Here is a 19,125-nt window from a genome sequence, read left to right on the forward strand (position 1 = left end):
GCCGGAACCGGACGGGCCGATCACGACGACGACCTCACCGCGGGCGATGCTCAGGTTGATGTCCTGGAGCACGTGCAGCGCGCCGAAGTGCTTGTCGACGTTGCTCAGTACGACCAGGCCGTCAGTCGCCCGGACCGCTCCCGGGTCGTTCTTGGTCATTGCCACCACGTTCATGGCCTTTTCGCTCCGTCCTGTCGGGAATCAGGACCCTAGGAGGAGACGGGCCGGAAGTCATCAGAGCTGAGGATAAATTGAGCTTCATTTCGGAGGTCTACCCTTTGGGGCAGTTCTGATCTCCGAAGTTACTAGTACCTTTCTCGAAGCCATCGCCCGTGCTTTTCACAGGCCTGTGAGGACCGCGGGGCCGGCGGCCGAGCCGATATGCCCCGGCACCGGCCGGGGCATATCGGAATCCGTATCACCCCTCGAACCAGAAGGTGTCGTTGCAGTCGAGGTCCTTCTGGCCGTTGGCGCGGTTCCAGAAGGCCACCTGGAGTTTCACCAGCTCCGGCGCGTCCGCCTTGGCGGTCCGGACGTACTCCACGCCCGATCCGCGGGTTGTGGTGGCGTCCGACCAGGCACCCACCAGGTCGCACAGGGCGGGCCACTGCTGGTGCGTCTGGTCGGTCAGCTCGATCTTCTTTTCCGTCGCGATCTTCAGGAACTGGGCGTCCAGCGCCTGCTGCATGTCCGCCCACTGCCGACAGGCCTCGTCCACGCCCTTGGCGTAGTGATCTGACGTCCAGTCCACGCGGCTGAAGTACCGGGGGAAATTCGGGTCACGAGCCACCAGCTCCAGCTGGTACGCCTTCGCGACGATCTTGCGGAAATCGTCACCGGCGTTGTAGATGAGCATGCTGCGCCGGGGGCTCAGCTCGAAGTTCTTCGGAGCGCGCCAGTTGTCCTCGACGCCTTCGATCTGGACGAACCTGCCTTCCACCGTGCACGTCCAGACCATCCGCTTGACGATCCCGTCGGTGGTGTACTTCCCCAGGCTTCCGCCGCCCTCGTTGCACTGGACGTCGTGGCTGGCGAAGACGAAGTGGTCCCCCTTCCTCCCCACGCACTCGGGCCACGCCTCGCGCGCGACCAGGGCCCGCAGGTCGGTCACGAAGAGGATCTCGCCCCTGCGGAACCTGGCCTCCGGGTTGATCTGCTTGTCCAGACCCGCGCGGACGCTGGCCAGTACGCTGGCGCCCGAGTCGACGGCCGCCTTCGCCCGCTTCAGCTGGTCGACACGGGTCGACTTCCTCTTCTCGCCGCTGCTCCTGGCCAGATCCGCGACCCGCCGCTTGACGTGGTCGGGGAACTTCTCCTCCGTGGTGAAGTCGACCGCGGCCCCGTAGATGCTGTTGGCCATGCCGGCGACGCCGCTGATGGCCGCGAGCGGGAGGCTCGCCTCCCCCAGCACCTGCCCGATGGGACCGACGGCCTGGGCGCCCTGGGTCATCGTCGCCGCCATGTGCCACTGCTCGGCCTGGGTGAGCAGCCCCTCCGCCTTGTTCGTGGCCGCTGCGCCGATCTTCGTGGCCTTGAAGGCGTTCTTGATGGGGTCGACCCTCTTGATCTTCATCGTCACCCCCGTGTCGATCCAGGCGTCTCGGTCCTTGAGGGCCTGCTTCGCGCCCTTCTTCTCGACCTTCGCCGCGCCCTTCTCCAGGGCCGCCGCGCCGAGCCCCACCAGCATGGAGAAGGGGCCGATGATCGGACTCACGGTCGCCGCGGTGACGCCGGTCGCGGCGGCCGCACCGTGCAGGGCCAGTGCGGCACCCGCGTACGTCGGATTGACCTTTCCCAGGACCTTCACCACCTGCTTGGTGGCGATCTTCTTGAGCTCCTTGTCGTAATCCTTGGCGAGGGCATCCGCCTGTGCCACGAACACGTTCATGGATCCCTGCATCAGGTCGTACCAGTCCGGCAGCTTCGGCATGTGGACCTTGATCAGCTTCTCGTACTGCTCCGGCAGCACCTTGCCCGCACTCTTGAGGTCGGCCTCCTTGTGCAGCTGCCACACGCGCAGGCCGCCCTCCTCGGCCCGGTACAGCCCGTCGAGCAGCCTCCCCTGCTCAAGGGAGATCTTCCTGAGGGCGTCCGCGATCGGCACCAGGTTCCTGAAGTGCTTCAGTTCGGCCGACTTCAGCGAGATGCCGTCGTCCGGCTGCGTGGAGTCACCACCACCGAGGCGGTCCCGGAGCGTCTTCTTCTGCACCACGTGGTCCAGCACTTCCTGGGGGACCTTGCCCAGCTGGTCGGCGAGCTGCAGGTACTGGACCACGTACGCCTTCGCGATCAGATGGCTCTCCTTGTGGAAGGAAAGCTGCTCCCAGACGCGGTCGCCCTGGTCGGCCATGCGCCGGGCCGGGGAGATGTCCGTGTAATTCCGCTTACAGAACTTGGCGAAGTCTTCGATGAGAGCCGAGACCCGGTCGTCCGCCGCGCTGTACATGCGGACGAACTCCTTGTCCTCGCCTTCGGGCTTTCCGGCGCACAGTTCGTCGAACAGCCGCCGATAGGAGATCAGCCAGTTGATGTCCACGGTGAGCCCGGGAGCGAAACCCGGGTTTCCGGACTCTATCTGGCCCTCGACCCATTCGGCGAAGATGGGGTTCCAGTCGGAGCAGACCAGATCCCGGCCGTGCTTGAAGTCGGTGGGCTTCCCGGCGGGAACCTTGTTCCCTCCGATCCATCGAGCCCTCTCGAATTCCATGGCTTCCATTCACGTCCCTTTCCTTGGAGACGTCATGCTCCCCTGCCCGCGCACCCCCTCGTATCCCAAAGGGGCGGACCTTGGCACAGGGGTGAGTGAACGCCCGGCCGCCCCGCGCGCCGCTTCCGTCGGCACGACGCGGGGCGGACGGACGGCCGATAATGAGGGTTCCCGACCGGGGAGGTCACATGGCGGGCAACGGCCACTCCATTCGGTTCGCGCCGCCGACGTTCCGGCGCCCGGACGTGCCGTCCGGGGCAACGGTGTCCACCCTGATGCGCGACAACGCATGGCTCGCGCTGCGCATCCAGAGCGCCGTACGGATCGGGGTCACGCTCGCGCTCTTCATCATGAACATGACAGTCTTTCCGCCGCGCGACCATCCGTCGATCGTCTACGCGATCATGTGGTCCTACGTGGCGGTCAACGTGTTCCTGCTGTTCGCGCAGTGGGACCGGATGACGCCGTTCCGCGCCGCGCTCTGGCCGATGGTGCTGGACCTCACCGCGATGACCACCGTCCTGGTGCTCTCCGGCGGGTTCCCCAAGGACACGTCGAACTACATCACGCTCTTCGACGACCTCTATTTCCTCGTTCCCATCGTCGTCGCCTTCCAGCTCGTCCCCTACGTGACCGCGTTCGCAGGCATCGCCTCGGTGGCCGTCTACATCGGGGCCGCGGTCAGCGCCGCCCCCGCCCCCAACTGGGTGTACCTGATCACACACGCCTGCTTCATCGCCATGGTGTCCCTGTGCTGCGTGCTCTTCTCCGCCCTCCAACGGTCCAGGGTCTCCACCATCGGAGCCCTGGTCCAGCAGCGGTCGGTGCTGCTGAGCCAGGTGATCACCGTGGAGGAGGACGAGCGGCGGAAGATCTCGGAGGTCCTCCACGACGGCGTCCTGCAGAGCGTCCTGGCTGCCAAGCTCGACGCGGAGGAGATCAGCCAGGCCGCACCCGGCGAGGACGTCACGGAGCACCTGCGCCGCCTGGAGTCCGCCCTCGCCGATGCCGCCCGCCGGCTCCGTTCGTCGGTGACGGAGCTGCACCCCGAACAGGTGGAACTGGCCGGGCTGGAGCGCGCCCTGCGGTCGCTGTTCGAGGAAGGGGCGCGCAGGGGTGGCTTCGTACTGGACTTCGCCTGCCGGCACAACGGCCCCACTCCCGTGGACGAGCTCGTCTTCCGGGCGGCCGGCGAGTTCCTGTCGAACATCGTGAAGCACGCGGAGGCGCAGCAGGTACGGGTCCGGCTGGACATGTCCGGAGAGGTGGTGCGGCTGGAGGTCACCGACGACGGCAAGGGCATCGCGCCGGGCCTGCTGGACACCAAGGCCAGGGAGGGCCACATCGGGGTGTCGTCGCAGCGGGTGAGGGTGGAGGGAATGGGCGGACGCTTCACTCTGGAGAACGTGCTGCCCCACGGAACGTCCGCCGTCATCGAGCTGCCGGCGCACCCGGCGGACGCACCGTGAGCGGACGTCCGCGCTGCTTCTCCTCGCCGACGTCTCCGGGCCTCCGGCGCGGCCGGCCGCGCCGGAGGCCCGGCGCCTCAGGACGGGGACACGGCCGACACGGCCCTCAGTCGCCCGGAGAGCGGAAGGCGACCTCCCGGCGGGTGGCCTCGTCGATCTCGGCCAGGGTGAGCAGAGGGGTGGCCTGGGTCAGGAGACCGCCGCTGGCCTTGACGGCGAGGCTGACGGCTGCCATGGAGACCAGGTCGGGGAAGTCGAGCACGATGACGACGTCGTGTTCCCCGAAGGCGAAGTACATGGCCTCGACGGTCCCGCCGAGGTCGGTGACGACCTGCTCGACAGCGGCCCACCGGCCGCTCCCGCCCTCCTTGAGCAGACCCGTGGCGCCCTCGGGCGTGTAGGTCGCCTGGATCAGGAATTTCGGCATCAGGACGCTCCTTGGCCTTGCCGGTCCGGTACGTACGAGGTCCTTCCCGCCGTCGCGGCCGCTGCCGTCCGCCGCGGTGCGGATTCACCTGTTCGCGCGCGGACGGGGCACCGACCGGTACGCGGCACTAGGTCGTCCGAAGGACCGGAAGTCCGTCCTCGGCGTGACCGGAGGCAGGAGGCCGGACAGGGAAGCGGGTGAAAGGCTCGCGGTCCACCCAGTAAGGAATGTGAAGATGAGCCTTCCCAGGATCGTTCTCGTACACGGGGCCTTCGCCGACGCCTCCAGCTGGAGCGGCGTGGTGCGCAACCTCCAGGACGCCGGTTACGAAGTGACCGCCCCCGCCAACCCGCTGCGCGGCCTCGCCCAGGACTCCGCCTACCTCGCCGGGTACCTCAAGGCGCTCGACGGCCCGATCGTCCTGGTCGGCCACTCCTACGGCGGCGAGGTCATCACCAACGCCGCCGAGGGCCTCGACCACGTACGCGCCCTGGTGTTCGTCGCGGCCATCGCCCCGGAGGTGGGTGAGAGCGCGAACGACATCCTGGAGCTCTTCCCGGGCAGCGAGCTGCCCGCGGCGCTCGACGCCCTGCCCTACGCCCGGGGAGGCGGCGAGGAGGGCACCGACCTCTCCATCAGGCCGGGCTCCTTCCGCTCGGTGTTCGCAGCGGACGTCGACCCCGCCACGGCCGCCGTACTGGCCGCGGTGCAGCGCCCGGTGGAGGCGGCCAGCCTGTCCGACGACAGCACCGGCGCGGCCTGGAAGGACATCCCGTCCTGGTACCTGGTGGCCACGCAGGACCGGGCCATCCCCGCCACCGCACAGCGGTTCCTGGCGCGGCGGGCCGGTGCCGACACCGTGGAGGTGGACGCCTCGCACGCGGTGGCCGTCTCCCGCCCGGACGAGGTCGCCGACCTCATCGTGACCGCCGCGAAGGCGGTCGCGTAACCCCTGGCGGCGATGCGCAGGAGCGTCGCCAGGCACCCGGCGACAGCCCACCGCACCCGACGCGCGGTGTCACTCGGCGGCCGGCCGGGCAGGCGGGCGGGGCGGAGCCTGGCGCGGCACGCACCGAGCGGCCAGCCCGGCCGCGACGAGGTACGCGGCCGCGCCGACGGCCATGCTGAGACGCACGCCGTCGGTGAAGTCCTGGGCGGAGGCGAGCAGTGACCCGCCCAGCGCGACTCCGGCCGCGCTGCCGATCTGGCGCGTGGTGTTGAACAGGGCGGAAGCGGTGCCGGCGTGGCTCTCCGGCGCTGCCGCCATCACGGTGGAGGTGGCCCCGGTGAGGGCGAACGACGTGCCGAAGCCCGTGGCCATCATGGGGACCACCAGCAGGAGGTACGGCGGGTCCGCCCCGGCCGCCACCCAGCCGGCCAGGCCCGCCGCGCCCACCAGCATGCCCGTGATCACCAGGGGGCGGTGGCCGGTACGGCGGGCAAGCCGTCCCGACAGCGCCGAGGCGAACATCGACATCGCGACGGCGGGGAAGAGCGCCAGGCCGGTGTGCAGGGCGCTCAGGCCCCGCTCGTGCTGGAAGTACAGGCTCGCGGTGAACACCATGCCGTAGAAGGCGAAGTTGAAGAGCAGGCCGATGGCGGCCCCGCCGGCCAGCGGCCGGGAGGCCAGCAGCGGCAGCGGCAGGGCCGGCGAGCGCGCCAGGTGCTCGCGCAGGGCGAACAGGGCGGCCGCCACCGGGCACAGGGCGGCGGCGGTGAGCACCAGGGGCGCCGTCCAGCCCAGGCGCCCGGCCTCGTTGAGTGCGGTGGTCAGCAGGGTCACGAAGGCGACCAGCGCGCACTGGGCGGGCCAGTCCACGGAGCGGCCCGGGTTGCGCGGCGAGGCGGGCACGTGACGCAGTGTCAGCAGAATGCACAGGACCCCGACCGGCAGGTTGACGAAGAACACCCAGCGCCAGCCCACCGTGCTGACCAGCAGGCCGCCCAGGAGCGGCCCCGCCGACGCGGCGATGCCCGCCATCGAGCCCCAGAGTCCGAACGCCCGGGCCCGGTCGTCCGGCGAGCGGTAGACCTGCTGGAGGAGGGCGAGGGAACCGGGCACGATGAGCGCGGCCCCGACCCCCTCCAGAAGCCGGGCCACGGTCAGGACCACCACGTCGGGGGCCAGGCCGCAGGCCGCCGACGCGGCGCTGAAGAGCACGACTCCGGCGCAGAACACCCGGCGGTTGCCCAGCCGGTCTCCCAGTGCCCCTCCGGTGAGCAGGAGGGCGGCGAAGGTGAGGGTGTAGCCGTTGGTGACCCATTGCACCGCGGTGAGGGAGGTTCCCAGGTCCCGTTCCAGCACCGGTACGGCGACGTTGACGGCGGTCACGTCCAGGATGACCATGAAGTAGCCCACGCAGACCGCGAAGAGCGGTGCCAGCCTGCTGTTCCCGGGGGGCCGGCGCTGCGCCGGCGGGCTGGTTCCACGCGTCATTGGGGCATGGTAGGACGATCACCGGCCCGCATCCGAGCACGCCACATGGCGCCGGCCGTTCGCCTTCGGTACGGATCACGGCCCCCGGTCGGCGGTCGCCGCGGGGCCGACAGCCATCCGGCCGCGGAAGGCCCTCTCCCCGGTCCGCGCGGGAAGCCGATCACGCTTCCCGCACAGACCGTCCGACCCTACGGAGGAGGCGGCGTCGGGTCGGCGGGGGTGTACGCGGCGTCCCGTCCCACCGGTTCCGCGTTCTGCCTTCACGCTATCGACGCCCGTACCGCCGGGCGAGGGGGAGCCCCGGAGTCCGGCCGAAGGGGGGACGGGCGGGTCCGCGTACCGCGTCGTCCCTGCGGCCGCTCGGACGGGGTGCCGCGTCCGTACCGGCCGCCGGGACGGTCAGAACTTCTCCCCCGGCGTCGCGGGTACGGCCTGGCGGCCGGGCTGGAGGAGCAGTCGGTAGCTCTTGGGCACGTGGGTCTTCTCGTCGACCGTGTACGCCGGGGAGATGACGAGGAGACAGGGGAACGTCCACATCTGGCCCCCCATCACTCCTCTGAGGTCCTCCATCCCGAACGCCAGCGTGCGGTCCTGTGTGGGCCAGGCGACGGCTTCGGTGCGCATGCGCTCCCACCCCTCGGCCGGGACTTCGACGTCCCCGAGATAGTCGGTGCCGTCCCACATCTGCACCTGGAGCCGGCTCGCCAGGAAGGTGACCGCGGCGGCGAGCTCGCCCTCCGGGGTGGCGGGCGGACAGGCGGGCGCGGGGTTCTCCCGGGTGGCCGGGGGCCGGTTCCGCATCTGCACCTGGAGCCGGCGCGCCGGGAAGGGGACCTCGGCGGCCGCCTCCCGGGTGGCGGACGGGCGGGCGACCGCGGGGTGCCCCGGCGTGGCCGGGTACCGGTCCCGCCCCGGCTGCACGTACAGCCCGGCCGTGACGGGTACCGCTTCCGGACGGATCACGAGCAGACAGGGGAACGTCCACATCTCACCGCCCATCGAGCCCCGGAGGTCCTCCATCGTGAACACCAGCTCCTGCCCCGACGTGACGAGGGTCGCCGTCGTGCGAAGGCGCTCCCATTCCTCGTCGGAAACGACGACGCCCTCCAGGACCTCGGAGTTGTGTCGGATCCGCACGCCGGCCCGCTTCTTGAAGGCGTTGACCGCTGTGTTCAGCGCGGTCCGAGCCCCGTCATCCGCGCTGTCCGCGGTGCGCTGCCACTTCGTCGGCCCCCTCTCCTCTTCTTCCGGCCGGCTCTGGCCCCGCTGCGCCCGGAGTGCCTCGCGGACGGCGCTGATCTCCCGGAGTCCGTCGATGCCCTGGTAGAAGGCGCACCGCCGGTGGAAGGATGCCCAGTTCTCCTTCACGGGGACGCGCTTGTACTCCACCGCCGCCTCGATCACCTGGAGGAGGTCCTTGTAGGGCTTCACCAGGTCGGGGACGTTCTCGTCCAGGAAGCTCCAGAGCGCTGCCGACGGCTTGTGGCGCTGCTTGCGCTTCTCGTAGCAGAGGCGGAAGGCCACGTGCGCCTCGGGCATGTGCCAGGGCACCTGCCGGACGGCCTCCATCAGGGCGTTGCGGGCCGTGACCGCCGCCGTGCGGATGTCCGACCTCACGTCGTTGTCCTCGGCACCGCCCAGGATGCAGAGCACGGCGCGCTCCTCGGCGTGCCATATCGCGTCGGCCACCGACCACAGGTGCTCCACGCCGCTGCCTTTGATCGCGGCGACCTGTTGGGCGGTCACCGCGATCGATATGTTCTTGAACCCCATCAGCCCGTCCGGATCCTTGGAGTTCTTCACCAGTTCCAGGGCGGCGTCGGGATCGAGCGCGTACTGCTCCATGATGCGCTTCTCCTCCCGGGCGAGCTGCACGTCCTCCACGGAGCGGATCTTCTTGTCGGTCCGCCGTCCCGTCGACGAGCAGCAGATCAGACGGAGTTCGATGTCGTCCTTCGCGCGGGCCAGCTTCGTCACGAGCTCCGCGAGGCTGCACTCCGTGTCGAGGAACAGGGTGCCGCAGCCCTTGGTCTTGGTCCGGGCCTCTGTGCGGAGGGTTCCCCTGAGCGGGACCAGCCGCATGTTCGGAAGAGGCGCTGCCGGAGGGTAGGTGTGCGGCAGCCCGGAGGCGTCCTTGGCGTACTTGATGGCCGCCTGCGGACCGATGGTCTGGCCCGGCTCGGTTGCCATCGTGACCGTTACGTTGGCGGGCACCAGGTACGTGGGCGGGCCCGGGACGCCCTCGTCCGACATCACCACGCCGTCGTCCATCTTGCCGTGGCAGAGGAAAGTCAGAACCTTCATGTCATCCGTTGTCTCGTTCGGGGTGTCTGCAGGGTCGACCGACCGCGGCGTCGGTTGCACGGTACGTTCCGGGCCTCGCCCGCCCACGTGCCGAAGGGGAAGGCCCGCAGGCAGACCTGCGGGCCTTCCCCGATACCCCTGACGACGCTGCGACAGGGCCACGCCGGGCGTGGGCGGAACTCAGGACGAAGGAGGAAGAGGAGAAGAAGGGGAGGGATCGGCGGGGGCGCGGACATGACGTCCTTCGGACGTCACGAGGGTGCCGGGGGCGCGCAACGGAGTGGCACCACCTGCGGAGCCGGGGCCACGGGCCACCATGGGCGCGCCGCCGTGCAAAGGAGTCCCCGGATGTCCCGTCCTGCCTTCTTCGACGCCCATTTCCACATCGTCGACCGGCGGTTCCCGCTGTTCGAGAACGACGGCTACCTGCCGGGGGAGTTCACCGTCGCCCAGTACCGCCGGCGCACCGCCGCGCTGGGTGTCACCGGCGGCGCGGTCGTCTCGGGTTCCTTCCAGCGCTTCGACCAGGGCTACCTGCTCGACGCCCTCGCCGGGCTCGGTCCGGGCTTCGTCGGGGTCACGCAGGTTCCGCACGACGTCCCCGACGCCGAGGTCGTCCGTCTCGCCGCGGGAGGCGTGCGCGGAGTACGGTTCAACCTGCGGCGCGGCGGCTCCGCAAGCGTCGAGCACCTCGACCGGCTGGCGCGCCGCGTGCACGACGTGGCGGGCCTGCACACCGAGCTCTACGTCGACGCCCGCGACCTGCCCGGCATCGCGGACACCCTGGCGGCGCTCCCTGCGGTGAGCATCGACCACCTCGGCCTGCACGCCGACGGCCTGCCGCACCTGTTGTCGCTGGTCGAGCGCGGGGTGAAGGTGAAGGCAACCGGCTTCGGCCGGGTCGACCTCGATGTCGTCGAGGCGATGCAGGCGGTGCTCGCGGTCGACCCGACCGCCCTGATGGCGGGCAGCGACCTGCCCTCCACCCGGGCCCGCCGGGCTTTCGCCGACACCGACCTCGACCTGGTGGCGCGAGCGGCGGGAGAGCACGTGGCCGCCGTCCTGCACGACAACGGCAGGTCGTTCTACCGGGTGGGGTGAGCGGGCCCGGCCCGTCGGGGTCCGCGCGGCCCGGCGGCCGCGGCGCCCTGCGCGAGGACGCCCTCCACGATCAGCCACTGCGCCGCGTTGTAGGTGGCCAGGACGAAGATCTGGGCGGCCCCTCTGGCCCTCGTGCCCGTCAGCAGGGTGCGGCGCAGCAGGATCGCCGTGTCCGAGACGGCGAACAGCACCACACCGGCCGGGAGCCAGGTCCGCCGGTCGGCGGCGGGGCGGACCAGCGGGGCGACGGCGTTCGAGAGACGGGCGGGGCGGGGGTCCTGAGCCAGTGTCAGCGTACCGGCGAGGGTTGCGGCGTAGCCGGCCAGGACCGCGGGCACGCGGGTGCGGCCGGGCTCCCGCCGGGCCGCCAGCAGGCCGGCCGCCGCCGCCCATGCGGCCGCCGGCAGGGCCGCGCTGCGCGGGTGCGGTCGGCCACCACGGCGTACCAGGAGCGCGGTGTAGAGGAGTTGCATCGCCCCGAAGGCCGTCGCGCCACGGATGATCTGGTCGTCCTCGTCGGACCGGGACATGTAGTAGTCGCCCACCCCGGCGGCCAGCAGGCCGGCGAGGATCAGCCGGCGCTCTGTCGGCGCCAGTCCGCGCCCGCGGCGGAGCGCCTTGAGCCCGAGGAGCGGGACGGCGACGGGCTTGGTGAGCAGTTGGAGGGTCCGGTTGCCGGTGTGGGCGGCCCAGATCTCCCCGAGTGCGGCGGCCTGGAAAAGGCCCTCCTCCACCACGCGCCTTGCTCCGCCGGGCAGCTTCACGCCGTTCTCCCTTCCTGGAACGTCACGGCTTCGATGACGCAGGGGGCGCGGGCCGCGCGGAACGCCGTGGGGCCGGCCGTCCGCGCAGCATCGTCACACACCGGGGCCGGCACGCCGTACACCCTTTCGAGCCAACAGGATCACGCCGCAGGGCGGCATTCCGGTCTGCCCTGACGGCTGGCCGTCCGCTGCTGACCAGGAGGGGCGGCGGGGGCAGGGTACGGAAGGCATCCGTTTCCGGACCCCAGCAGGAGGCAGCCCCCACCATGACAGACCTGTACGTGCTGACCCACGGCGGAGGCCCGTCCCTCGGAGAGCGCCCGCGCGTTCCTGCCGGGATGAGTGTCGTCCTGTACTCGGCTCCGGGCGTCAGCCTGTCGCTTCACGAGAGCCAGCTCATCGTCTCGGGGGGCGCCGGTGCACCCGAAGGGCGGACTCGTGGGCCGGGCTCCTTCCTGGCCAACCAGTCGATCGGACCGGTCAGCGACTTCGAGCTCTCGACGGTCCTCGCGTTCCTGAGTGATTGCCGCGGAGAACTCGTCACCGTGCCACGCGAGATGAGGCTGTGCGACGCACCGGCGAAGTGCAAGGACAAGCACACGTGCCGGGGCCTTTTGGCCTGGGCTGCAGCCCAGAACAGGACGGTTCACCTCCTGGGTTGCCGGGGAGAGAGCGAGTCCGACGCGTCCCATGCAAACCCGCTCAAGCACAGTACCGACCAGTTCCTGGCGAAAACCTACGCGGAAAGCTGCTCGTCCTGGCATGCCATGGGGGAGACAGACAGGGCGGCATACCTTGGATTCGAGGGCGTTCTGTACTGGTACGAGGTGCACTGTTGCATACTCAGAGCCGGGGCACACCCAGGGGAATTCGGGATGCTCATGGAATACCAGACGTCGATGCCGAGAACTCAGCGGGACGCATTCTCCAGCCCGAACATCGACTGGAGCGGGTGGCCTTGGGCAGAGGAATTCAAAGCACAAATCAAGAAGGAACAAGAATTCCTGAGCGGACTGGAGCGCGACTTCTCTGCGACACAGTGGGAAACCCTGAGCGAGTTCGGAAAGGTCTCCGCCCTGCGGATACTCCAGCAATGGGGCCCCGACTACGCCAGAAACCTGCGGCAGCAGATCACCGAAGCCGGCCTGAGTGTCCCTGATTGTTGAACCTACCTGCCCCGAAGGCACCCGACAGGCCGCAAAATCCTGCCGAAGGGTTGGCCGAAAGAGCGCGTGGACTGCGACTCCTCGGCCGTAAAGTAGCTTCGCGGTTGAGATCCGAATGTTTCCGGTTCAGCCTCCAGCCCGCTTTACCCATCGGACCTCTGAACAACAACAGAGTCCCCGGCCGTTAGGCGCCAAGTTGATCCAGATCACCGAATTCAGAGCCGTCATGAACTTCGCCCTGCGCCGATCTCATGCTTTCTCCAGCATTTCCGGCCGCGACTTCCTGGCGAGATTCCAGACGAACGGAGACCAGCTCACAGACGAAAGCGCATTCAACGCGTTCTCCGATCAGGTGTACTACGCCCTCGTCGGCTACCAGTTCCAGGGCGGCTTCTATTCGGCGAACCTGCTGCAGGGCGCGCAGGAATTCTTCGCACAACGCGTTCAGACCGACGCGTATGACGACGACGTGATCAGCCCCTGGTTCCACGGCGTCGCAGCCGTCATCCTCGACCGTGGAGAAAAGAAGGGGGAAGGCGGTCCCACGATCATCCACCAGGTCGGCGACGGGCAGGAGCAGTACCTCGTCGTCGATCCGTTCGAGGAGACCCGTCGGCTCCAGGAGCAGGAGGCTCTGGCGAAGAAGCAGCTGGCCGACGCCCGGCGCCGGGAGCGCGACGAGGCCAAGAAGAAGAGGGACGGCAACGAGGCCGCTTTCCGCCAGGAACGGAAGGGCTGCAAGGGCTACCCGGGTTACGACGAGACACTCGACGCCCGGGCCATGTCCATCCTGTCGACCGCGGGCGCGAACAATGTCACCCTCGACGACATCGTGGTCATGCCGGACGCCACAGGACTCGGTGTCGGCGGCAACCCTGCCATCGCACTCATGCTGCCGGAGACGATCGACACCATCCGCGACGTCGTCATGAGCACCCATTACCCCAAGCTGGTCGAAGGGAAGAACCCTCACGAGGTCAACATCGACGTCAACGGCTGGCTCGACCGCTTGAAGATCGGGACGATCGTCATCGCCGCTTCAGCCCTCGACGACGACTTCGGCCTGGGCGTCATGTATCACGAAGCCGGGCACAAGGTGACCGGGGAAAAGGGCGAGTGCGGGATGGTGTTCGCCTGTGAACTGACGCTGATCGAGAGGCACCTCGGCAGGCCGTTCGCCGTGGACTGGTTCACCAGGGTGCGCCAGCCCGGCTACCTGCGCCAGCACGGCCTGAGCACACAACCGGGCTGCGACGTCTTTGCCGAGAAGCTGAGGAAGCTGCTGCCCGAAGTCCATTTCTACAAGGAGTTCAAGCAGGTCTACGAAGCCGCCACCGGAAAGGATCTCGTGCTGTCCGAGGAGGCCCAGCAGAAGTTCGCGGAGGAGAGGGCCGCGCTCGCCCTGCCCGAGGTCGGAAAGACGGTGACGGGCAAGGTCCCGGCCCTCCTCTCCTTCTTCCCGAAGTGCGAGAAGTCCCAGCAGTCCATCAAGCCGGCCGGTTCCAAGAAGGGCGATCAGGTGACCTTCGCCGGATACACCTGGCTGGTGGAGAACAAGACACCGAGCGGCGAGTACACGCTCAAGCGCCTGACCTGATCTCCGTCCGAGGGGCCGGTCCGGCCGGGCCTCGGCTCCGGCCAGACCCCACCTCGCGGAGAACGACGGAAACAGGACGCCGCCTGCGGTGGCTCCAGGACCCCCTCACCCGTACGCGAGCGGGGGATCCAGCCTGTTCGGCCTGCGGCCCGAACGTTCGGAACGGGGCCACCGGTGACGGTGGTACGCGGGTCGCGAGGGCCGTGGGCGGTCCGGCCCGGCCGGGGGCGGCCGGGCCGGGCCCTACATTGGCGACACCGGCGTCCGTACTGACAAGCGAACGGACCGCGCATCCAGAAGGAGCAGCCCATGGGACGCCACAAGACCCCCATGACCAAGGGATCGCACGTCCTGCCGACAGGGAGCCGGCTGGTCGCCTCCGTCGCGGTCGCAGCCGCGGCAGCCGGTGCCCTGGCGGCTGCCCTGGTGCCGGCCGCCACCGCGCAGCCCGCCCGGGCCGCCGCGCCCGCCCCGGCCGTCGCCGCCGCTCATGCCGCCGCGGCCCCGCCCGCGCCGGAGGCCAAGGCCGCGCCGGCGGTCCCCCGAAAGGCGGCCGTGGTCCCGGCCACCCACACGTCCCCCGCCGCCGCGGCCACCCCGCAGATGAAGCCCGCCGCCGCGGCCACCCCGCACGAGAAGCCCGCCACCACCGCCACCCCGCACGAGAAGCCCGCCGCCGCGGCCGCCTCGCGCGCCACCCGGACGCGCGCCGCCGCCCCGGCCGGCCTGCGCGGTGACGGCGCTGCGGCGATGTCCCCCGCCGAGCAGCTCAGGCGCGCCGAAGCCCTCCAGCAGAAGCTCGGCTCCTTCTCCCCCTCCGAGGTGCTGAGCCTGGTCAACGAGGCCCGCAAGCAGGCCGGCAGCCCCCCGCTGAGGCTCGACAGCCGCCTCCAGGCCCAGGCCGAGAAGGCCGTCGGGTCGATGCCGGACCAGCCCACGAAGGCCGGCGCCGTGCACGGCACGCAGGTGCAGCAGCCCGGCGCGACGGATGCCGCTGCCGTGAACGTCAGCAGCAACCAGGTCGGTGCCCAGGCTGCCGTGAACGGCTGGCTCAAGGACCCCGCCGAGCGTGCGAACCTGCTCAATCCCGCTTTCCGCACCATGGGCGTGGCCGGCTCGACCAAGCCGGCCGTGATCTGGTGGGTGCAGCTCTTCGGGAAGTAGTCCCCAGGCCCCGCAGCGCAGCTCCGCCCACCTCACGGACCCCGGCGCTCGTCCCTCGGCCCCCGCTCCGCCGCTCTCCGCGGCCGGGCGGGGGCTTCCGCGCAGGTGGGGGCCGGCCGTCCGCCGATCGGCGGACGGCCGGCTCCTCCGCTCTCCTCCCGTGACCGGCCGGTCCGCCCCCGCGGCCCCGCGCCTACGGTCGGACCAGATGGCCTTGCGGAGCGGTGTGAACCTCCCGCCCGGCACGGCCCCCGCCCCGCCGGCCCGGCGGAGGCTGTCCGCTCCGTACGCGCCGGTCCGGCGCCCGGGGCTCCGAGCAAGCGGAAGTGACGACAGATGCGCGTGCAGCGACAAGGCCGGCCCCGGCTCCGCAAGGCTCCCCCGCGGCCCCATCGCCCCGGTGGGCCGGCGCAGCAGTCGGTCCGGCCGGGAGCGGCCGAGACCGACGGCGCCCGGCAGAGCGGTCCCGAGGCATCGGAATCCCGGTCCCCCCAGGCCCCGGGCAGGCGGTTCCCGCGGCTGGGGGACCTCCGGGTGCGTACCCGCCTCCTCGCCGTCATCGCCATCCCCCTGATCGTGGCCACGGTGCTGGGTGCCCTGCGGGTGGACGGCGCCCTGGGCGTCGCGGCCCGGTACGAGCAGTTCCACGAGGTGGCACAGCTGGCCCGGACCGGCACCACGCTGGTCCAGCAGCTCCAGCACGAGCGCGACGTGACCATCGACCCGGCCGCCCGGAGCGCCGCCGGCGAGAACGGCCTGGCGACCGTACGGCAGCAGACCTCGAAGCTGGAACGGCAGTTCCTGGACGAGAGCGCGCAACTGTCGCAGACCGGGCAGCTCAAGACCCGCCTGGCGGCGGTGAGGGAAGCCTTCGCCGCCCTGCCCCAGATCCGTGCGCAGGCCGACCGCGACACCTCGGGATCGGTGACGGACACCAACTACCTCGGCCTGGTCATGTCGCTGCTCGGCATCGACAACGAACTCGACGGACAGCTGGCCCAGTCACACTCTCAGGGCTGGGGCCTGTACACCCTCTCCCTGAGCACCTCAATGCTCTCCAGTGAGCGGGCCCTGATGTCGCAGGCCGCGGCGAACGGCCAGCTCAACCCGACCGAGCGGGCGTCGCTGCTGGCCACCGTCAAGATCCGCGACATGGCCCAGCGCGAGTTCACGATGGCTGCGCCGCCCGCCGACCGCGCGGCCTTCGCGAAGATCAACGGCTCTCCGCAGGCACAGGCCGCCGAGAAGGCCCTCCAGCAGATGCTGGCGGCGCCCCAGAAGCTGGAATCCGGACCCGCCCTGCCGGACACCTGGTACAAGGACTTCGGCGGCCGCGTGCACGCCCTCGACCAGCTGGCCGTCAACGTGTCGGACCGGCTGGTGTCGGAGAGCAAGGCACAGTACGACGACGCCATGGACCAGGCCCGGCTCGACGCCGGCGTCACCGCGGCCCTGCTGGTCGCCGCCCTCGGACTCGCCTTCGCCGTGTCGCGGAGCATCTCGCAGGGACTGACGCGGCTGCACGAGGCGGCGACCGACGTGGCCGAGGTGCGGCTCCCGCACCTGATGCGCGACCTGCAGGACAACCCGCTGGCGACCGTGGACCTGAAGGCACCGCCGAGCGGCATCACCACCCGCGACGACATCGGCGACGTGGCGCAGGCCTTCGACGCGGTGCACCGCGAGGCCGTCCGGCTCGCGGGTGACCAGGCACGACTGCGCGAATCCGTCAGCACGCTGTTCCGCAACCTCTCCCACCGCAACCAGAGCCTGGTCCAGCGGCAGCTGTCCATCCTGACGTCCCTGGAGCAGAACGAGGACGACGGCGCCCAGCTCAAGCGGCTGTTCGAACTGGACCACCTGGCGGCCCGGATGCGCCGCAACAGCGAGAACCTCCTCGTCCTGGCGGGCGGTCACAGCATGTCCCGGGCCTCACGCCCGATGTCGCTGCTCGACGTGGTGCGCACGGCGATGTCCGAGGTGGAGCAGTTCGAGCGGGTGGGCACCCTGGCGCTGCCGCCCGTGTACGTGGCCGGATACGCGGTGAGCGACGTCGCCCACCTGCTGTCCGAGCTCCTGGAGAACGCGCTGATGTTCTCCAGCCCGCAGACGGAGGTGCAGGTCGGCGCCCAGCAACTGCCCGACGGACGCGTCCTGGTGGAGATCCGCGACCACGGCATCGGGATGGACGCGGCCCGGCTGGAGCAGGCGAACAGCCAGTTCGCCACGGGCGAGACGCTGACCCCGGACGCCTCCGAGCACATGGGCCTGTACGTGGTCGGCCTGCTGGCCCGCCGGCACGGCGTCGAGGTCACTCTGCGCGCCGCCGCACCGGGAACCTCCGCGCTTGTCATCCTCCCGCAGGAACTCGCCGTGCGGCTGCCCGCAGCCGCGCTGGAGGAGGCGGACGGGGACACCACCCAGCAGCTCCCGAGGATGCGACCCGTGACTCCGGCCGCCGGGGGCCCGACGGCGATCGGTGACCCGATGCCCGAGTACCCGGCGTTCGTGACGGCGCCGGCGGTTGCCGCCGACGACGCGGACTTCGGCCCGGAGCCGGACTTCGGCCCGGAACCCGACTTCGACCCGGCCACGGATTTCGACCCGGAACCCGACTTCGACCAGGAGCCGGACTTCGACCCGGAACCGGACTTCGGCCGGGCCCGTGACTGGTCCGCGTCGGCGCTGCCGCCGCTGACCGTCCCCGTCCCCCTCGCCGGCCAGGCGGAAGGTCCGCGGGACCACGCGACGGACGCGCCGGGCGCCGGCGCGGCCTCCGTGCCGGAGCCGCAGGGATACGCGCCGCAGGCCTCCGCGGCCGGCCGGGCTGCCCCTGGAGGTCTGCCGCGCCGCGTCCCGATGGCCATGCTCAAGCCCGGCAGCGTGGCAGCGCCCGAGCCCTACGCCGCGCGGCCCCCGGAGCCGCAGGCCTTCGCCCCTCACCCGCGCGAGGCCGCGCCCGACGCGCCGGCGTTCCCCGACACCCCCGCCACAGCGCCCTTCCCGGCAACCTCCGAGCGGCTCCGCAGCCGCCTCGGCGCCCTGCACCAGGGCATCACCCGTGCCGACGACGAGGACGCGCCGCAGACCCCGGAGAGGGGACAGGAATGAACGGCACCCCCCGCACCGCCCCGGCCTCCGGCGAGCCGGCCGTGCCGGCCGCCGAGAGCCTGGACTGGATCGTCAACCGCTTCACCGAACGGGTCGTGGGAATCCGCTCCGCCGCCGTGGTGTCGGCGGACGGGCTGCTGCTCGCCTCGTCGGCCGGACTGGCCGACGAAGCCGCCCGGCTGGCGGCCGTCAGCAGCGGGATCGTGGCCCTGAGCAGCGGCGGGGCACAACTGCTCGGCCGGGGCCGGGTGGCCCGTACGGTCGCGGAGATGGCCCACGGCACCATCGTGGTCATGGCGATCTCGGACGGATCGCTGCTCGCCGTGCTTGCCTCCCCCCACTGCGACCTGGGCGTCGCGGGCTACCACATGGCCCGTCTCGCCCGGCAGTGCGGCGAGGTCCTCACCCCCGCCCAGCGGGGTCCGGCCGCCGGCGGTGCCACCGCGCCGGCGTCCGGCCCGCCACCGTACGCCCCCGGAGCCGCGGCATGAACACGGCCTTCCCGGGCCCCTCCGGCCCGGACGCCGAGGCCGAAACCTTCGGCCCACGGCCCTACACCCTGACCCGGGGCCGCATCCACGCCAGCCGCCGGCTGCGACTGGAGACCCTCGTACAGACCGCGCCGGGACTGCAGGACCACCGCACCCTGCTGCCCGAGCACCAGCAGATCCTCGCCCTGTGCGGGCACCCTCGCTCGGTGGCGGAGGTCTCGGCGCTCCTGGGCATCCCCCTCGGCGTCGTCCGCGTCCTGGTCGCCGACCTGGCGGACCACGGCCTGCTCCGGGTCCACGAACACGACGATCGCAGCGCTTCGGCAACGATGCTGGAGCGGGTGCTGCGCGGACTCGAACGCCTCTGATGCCGTACCCAAGGAGAAC

14 protein-coding genes and 1 pseudogene are annotated in these 19,125 nt (G+C 70.8%); 9 read left to right on the forward strand and 6 right to left on the reverse strand.

The window, feature by feature from the left end; translation table 11 throughout:
* Positions 1-174: pseudogene (locus ACIF6F_RS36480) on the reverse strand (amino acid ABC transporter ATP-binding protein); the annotation flags it as partial.
* 244 nt (positions 175-418) lie between these two features.
* Positions 419-2,716 (reverse strand): hypothetical protein, encoded by a 2,298-nt coding sequence (locus tag ACIF6F_RS36485; protein ID WP_399957763.1) that lies wholly within the window; start codon positions 2,714-2,716, stop codon positions 419-421.
* A 266-nt stretch (positions 2,717-2,982) separates the two neighbouring features.
* On the opposite strand from ACIF6F_RS36485, the gene ACIF6F_RS36490 reads away from it, so the two are divergent.
* Complete coding sequence (locus tag ACIF6F_RS36490) at positions 2,983-4,176, forward strand: sensor histidine kinase (protein ID WP_399957768.1); 1,194 nt, start codon at positions 2,983-2,985, stop codon at positions 4,174-4,176.
* A 106-nt stretch (positions 4,177-4,282) separates the two neighbouring features.
* Here the strand turns inward: ACIF6F_RS36490 and ACIF6F_RS36495 are convergent, their stop codons facing one another.
* Positions 4,283-4,603 (reverse strand): GYD domain-containing protein, encoded by a 321-nt coding sequence (locus ACIF6F_RS36495; RefSeq protein WP_399957771.1) that lies wholly within the window; start codon positions 4,601-4,603, stop codon positions 4,283-4,285.
* Between the two features lie 235 nt (positions 4,604-4,838).
* On the opposite strand from ACIF6F_RS36495, the gene ACIF6F_RS36500 reads away from it, so the two are divergent.
* Positions 4,839-5,552: an alpha/beta fold hydrolase gene (locus ACIF6F_RS36500; RefSeq protein ID WP_399957774.1), complete on the forward strand. Its 714-nt coding sequence runs from the start codon at positions 4,839-4,841 to the stop codon at positions 5,550-5,552.
* Positions 5,553-5,621: 69 nt separating this feature from the next.
* Here ACIF6F_RS36500 and ACIF6F_RS36505 read toward each other — a convergent pair whose 3' ends face one another.
* On the reverse strand, positions 5,622-7,040 hold the full coding sequence (locus ACIF6F_RS36505; protein ID WP_399957777.1) for an MFS transporter: 1,419 nt from the start codon (positions 7,038-7,040) through the stop codon (positions 5,622-5,624).
* A 399-nt stretch (positions 7,041-7,439) separates the two neighbouring features.
* Positions 7,440-9,344 (reverse strand): hypothetical protein, encoded by a 1,905-nt coding sequence (locus tag ACIF6F_RS36510; protein WP_399957780.1) that lies wholly within the window; start codon positions 9,342-9,344, stop codon positions 7,440-7,442.
* A 348-nt stretch (positions 9,345-9,692) separates the two neighbouring features.
* Between ACIF6F_RS36510 and ACIF6F_RS36515 the strand changes: the two genes are divergently transcribed.
* Complete coding sequence (locus tag ACIF6F_RS36515; RefSeq protein WP_399957783.1) at positions 9,693-10,445, forward strand: amidohydrolase family protein; 753 nt, start codon at positions 9,693-9,695, stop codon at positions 10,443-10,445.
* On the opposite strand, the gene ACIF6F_RS36520 is transcribed toward ACIF6F_RS36515, so the two are convergent.
* Positions 10,430-11,209: a lysoplasmalogenase family protein gene (locus ACIF6F_RS36520; RefSeq protein ID WP_399957786.1), complete on the reverse strand. Its 780-nt coding sequence runs from the start codon at positions 11,207-11,209 to the stop codon at positions 10,430-10,432. The genes ACIF6F_RS36515 and ACIF6F_RS36520 overlap by 16 nt on opposite strands.
* A gap of 266 nt (positions 11,210-11,475) precedes the next feature.
* Between ACIF6F_RS36520 and ACIF6F_RS36525 the strand changes: the two genes are divergently transcribed.
* The 6 genes from ACIF6F_RS36525 to ACIF6F_RS36550 all read left to right on the forward strand — a co-directional run bounded on the left by ACIF6F_RS36525 (position 11,476) and on the right by ACIF6F_RS36550 (position 19,106).
* Positions 11,476-12,375, forward strand: a complete 900-nt coding sequence (locus ACIF6F_RS36525) for a putative adhesin (RefSeq protein WP_399957789.1) — start codon at positions 11,476-11,478, stop codon at positions 12,373-12,375.
* 196 nt (positions 12,376-12,571) lie between these two features.
* Positions 12,572-13,972: a hypothetical protein gene (locus ACIF6F_RS36530; RefSeq protein ID WP_399957792.1), complete on the forward strand. Its 1,401-nt coding sequence runs from the start codon at positions 12,572-12,574 to the stop codon at positions 13,970-13,972.
* Positions 13,973-14,281: 309 nt separating this feature from the next.
* Positions 14,282-15,136, forward strand: a complete 855-nt coding sequence (locus tag ACIF6F_RS36535; protein ID WP_399957796.1) for a CAP domain-containing protein — start codon at positions 14,282-14,284, stop codon at positions 15,134-15,136.
* A 534-nt stretch (positions 15,137-15,670) separates the two neighbouring features.
* Positions 15,671-18,247 carry a nitrate- and nitrite sensing domain-containing protein gene (locus ACIF6F_RS36540; RefSeq protein ID WP_399957799.1) on the forward strand — a complete coding sequence of 859 codons (2,577 nt, stop codon included), beginning with the start codon at positions 15,671-15,673 and terminating at the stop codon, positions 18,245-18,247.
* Positions 18,244-18,738, forward strand: a complete 495-nt coding sequence (locus tag ACIF6F_RS36545) for a roadblock/LC7 domain-containing protein (protein WP_399957802.1) — start codon at positions 18,244-18,246, stop codon at positions 18,736-18,738. The genes ACIF6F_RS36540 and ACIF6F_RS36545 overlap by 4 nt, the downstream gene beginning before the upstream one ends.
* Positions 18,735-19,106 carry a DUF742 domain-containing protein gene (locus ACIF6F_RS36550; RefSeq protein ID WP_399957805.1) on the forward strand — a complete coding sequence of 124 codons (372 nt, stop codon included), beginning with the start codon at positions 18,735-18,737 and terminating at the stop codon, positions 19,104-19,106. The genes ACIF6F_RS36545 and ACIF6F_RS36550 overlap by 4 nt, the downstream gene beginning before the upstream one ends.
* Positions 19,107-19,125: the final 19 nt, after the last annotated feature.

Source organism: Streptomyces sp. NPDC086023, assembly GCF_044540325.1.
GTDB lineage: Bacteria > Actinomycetota > Actinomycetes > Streptomycetales > Streptomycetaceae > Streptomyces.

Excerpts from the sequence above, each read along its gene's own strand:
- ACIF6F_RS36550 (WP_399957805.1), top strand. The coding sequence starts at position 18,735 with ATGAACACGGCCTTCCCGGGCCCCTCCGGCCCGGACGCCGAGGCCGAA.
- ACIF6F_RS36505 (WP_399957777.1), bottom strand. The coding sequence starts at position 7,040 with ATGACGCGTGGAACCAGCCCGCCGGCGCAGCGCCGGCCCCCCGGGAAC.
- ACIF6F_RS36490 (WP_399957768.1), top strand. The coding sequence starts at position 2,983 with ATGCGCGACAACGCATGGCTCGCGCTGCGCATCCAGAGCGCCGTACGG.
- ACIF6F_RS36525 (WP_399957789.1), top strand. The coding sequence starts at position 11,476 with ATGACAGACCTGTACGTGCTGACCCACGGCGGAGGCCCGTCCCTCGGA.
- ACIF6F_RS36495 (WP_399957771.1), bottom strand. The coding sequence starts at position 4,603 with ATGCCGAAATTCCTGATCCAGGCGACCTACACGCCCGAGGGCGCCACG.
- ACIF6F_RS36485 (WP_399957763.1), bottom strand. The coding sequence starts at position 2,716 with ATGGAAGCCATGGAATTCGAGAGGGCTCGATGGATCGGAGGGAACAAG.
- ACIF6F_RS36535 (WP_399957796.1), top strand. The coding sequence starts at position 14,282 with ATGGGACGCCACAAGACCCCCATGACCAAGGGATCGCACGTCCTGCCG.
- ACIF6F_RS36510 (WP_399957780.1), bottom strand. The coding sequence starts at position 9,344 with ATGAAGGTTCTGACTTTCCTCTGCCACGGCAAGATGGACGACGGCGTG.
- ACIF6F_RS36545 (WP_399957802.1), top strand. The coding sequence starts at position 18,244 with ATGAACGGCACCCCCCGCACCGCCCCGGCCTCCGGCGAGCCGGCCGTG.
- ACIF6F_RS36515 (WP_399957783.1), top strand. The coding sequence starts at position 9,693 with ATGTCCCGTCCTGCCTTCTTCGACGCCCATTTCCACATCGTCGACCGG.
- ACIF6F_RS36500 (WP_399957774.1), top strand. The coding sequence starts at position 4,839 with ATGAGCCTTCCCAGGATCGTTCTCGTACACGGGGCCTTCGCCGACGCC.